Genomic DNA, 2,500 nt, shown 5'->3' on the forward strand with positions numbered 1-2,500 from the left:
GCAACCCGACTACACGAAGCTGGAATCGCTAGTAATCGCAGATCAGCATGCTGCGGTGAATACGTTCCCGGGTCTTGTACACACCGCCCGTCACACCATGGGAGTTGGTAATGCCCGAAGTCAGTGTCCCAAGAGAGGGAGCTGCCGAAGGCAGGACTGATGACTGGGGTGAAGTCGTAACAAGGTAGCCGTATCGGAAGGTGCGGCTGGATCACCTCCTTTCTAAGGATAAAGTAGGGGTTTGTGTGTTATTCGATTTTTGGTAATAAGGTAAAAATTTGTTCATCTGTTTGGTGCTGATGCGTTTAGGGGAAACACCCGTTCCCATCCCGAACACGACGGTTAAGACTTAAGCGGCCGAAAATACTTTGCTGGTAACGGCACGGGAAGATAGGTGGGTGCCAAACATTTTTTTAAAAACAAAAAAGAATGAAATACAATGTTGCAAAGAGCACAGGAGGTTCATGACTTCCCATTGTACTGCTTACGAAAGTAAGCATCGTACCTTGAAAACTACATATCAGAAAGAAATAATTATTCTAGTAAATAGAGTAAGACATCCGAGGGTACAAGGTAAAACTTGTACAAACAATCGAGAGTAAGAAGAGAAATCTTCTTCACAATCAGAAAAGAGATACACGCTAGTATCTCGACACTTGGTCAAGTGGAGAATTGGTTAAGCAATAAGAGCATAGGGTGAATGCCTAGGCACTGAGAGCCGAAGAAAGACGTGATAAGCTGCGAAAAGCTGCGGGGATTGGCAAATACGAGTTGATCCGCAGATATCTGAATGGGGAAACCCACTAGAGAAGACCTCTAGTACCGTACAGCCAATACATAACTGTACGGAGGGAACCCGCTGAACTGAAACATCTAAGTAGGCGGAGGAAGAGAAAACAACCGTGATTCCGAAAGTAGTGGCGAGCGAAATCGGAAGAGCCCAAACCGAGGTGCGTGCACTTCGGGGTTCGGACTGCATAAAGATCTGTAAGTGAGTGGAAGCCGATGGAAATAGGCGCCATAGAGGGTGAAAGCCCCTTACACGAAGCGTAAAGGATCAAGCAGTATCCAGAGTACTGTCAGACACGTGGAACCTGGCAGGAAGACGGGGGGACCACCCCCCAAGGCTAAATACTACTCAGTGACCGATAGCGATTAGTACTGTGAAGGAAAGGTGAAAAGGACCCCGGGAGGGGAGTGAAAGAGAACCTGAAACCCTGTGTTTACAAACTGTGGAACAGCGCAAGCTGAACCGCGTACTTTTTGTAGAACGGTCCGGCGAGTTATAGTTACTGGCAAGGTTAAGGACTTTAGGTCCGGAGCCGAAGCGAGAGCAAGTCTGAAAAGGGCGTTAAGTCAGTAGATATAGACCCGAAACCGGGTGACCTATCCATGTCCAGGATGAAGCTAAAGTAAAATTTGGTGGAGGTCCGAACGCACATCCGTTGAAAAGGGTGGCGATGAGGTGTGGATAGCGGAGAAATTCCAATCGAACCCGGAGATAGCTGGTTCTCCTCGAAATAGCTTTAGGGCTAGCCTCGCTGTAAGTCTTTCGCAGGTAGAGCACTGAATTCTTGAGGGGGCGTCAAAGTCTACCAAGAGATATCAAACTCCGAATGGCGGTAAGATATAAGCGGGAGTCAGACTGCGGGATATAAATTCCGTAGTCAAAAGGGAAACAGCCCAGATCTACAGCTAAGGTCCCAAAGTACATGTTAAGTGGTAAAGGATGTGGGATTTCATAGACAACTAGGATGTTGGCTTAGAAGCAGCCACACATTCAAAGAGTGCGTAATAGCTCACTAGTCGAGAGGTCCTGCGCCGAAAATTAACGGGGCTAAAACATGACACCGAAGCTTAGGGATGTATTTATACATCGGTAGAGGAGCATTGAAAACGAGATGAAGCGGTACCGAAAGGAGCCGTGGATTGTTTTGAAGAGAGAATGCCGGAATGAGTAGCGAGATGGAGGTGAGAATCCTCCAGGCCGAATATCTAAGGTTTCCAGGGTAAAGCTGATCTGCCCTGGGTAAGTCGGGGCCTAAGGCGAGGCGGAGACGCGTAGTCGATGGACAACTGGTGTAGATTCCAGTACCTTACTAAATCAGAAATGTGGGGACACATGGAGAAAGAGAGAGCCGGGAATGAGAAGACCGGTGCAAGGGAGGTAGGAGTGTAGTAGGAAAAACCGCTGCACAATCTGAAGACCTGATGCGGATCGAAATAAAGTAGAGAAGCTCTTACTCTGTGGCGAGAAAAGCCGCTATAGTGTTTAGTAAGCCCGTACCGCAAACCGACACAGGTAGATGAGGAGAGAATCCTAAGGCCGGCGGGAGAAGCATTGTTAAGGAACTCGGCAAAATGACCCCGTAACTTCGGGAGAAGGGGTGCCCAGGCAACTGGGCCGCAGAGAAAAGGCTCAAGCAACTGTTTAGCAAAAACACAGGTCTATGCGAAACCGTAAGGTAAAGTATATGGGCTGACGCCTGCCCGGTGCTGG

Annotated in this window: 2 rRNA genes (1 of these 2 only partly in view); both read left to right on the top strand. The window is 48.4% G+C overall.

The window, feature by feature from the left end:
- Positions 1-289 precede the first annotated feature (289 nt).
- Positions 290-407, top strand: a 5S ribosomal RNA gene (gene rrf / locus HMPREF9624_RS11300).
- A gap of 266 nt (positions 408-673) precedes the next feature.
- Positions 674-2,500: ribosomal RNA gene (locus tag HMPREF9624_RS11305) — 23S ribosomal RNA — on the top strand; it runs 1,050 nt beyond the window's last position.

Origin of the sequence: Oribacterium asaccharolyticum ACB7 (assembly GCF_000238075.1) — a bacterium.
In the GTDB taxonomy this organism is placed as follows: Bacteria; Bacillota; Clostridia; order Lachnospirales; family Lachnospiraceae; genus Oribacterium; species Oribacterium asaccharolyticum.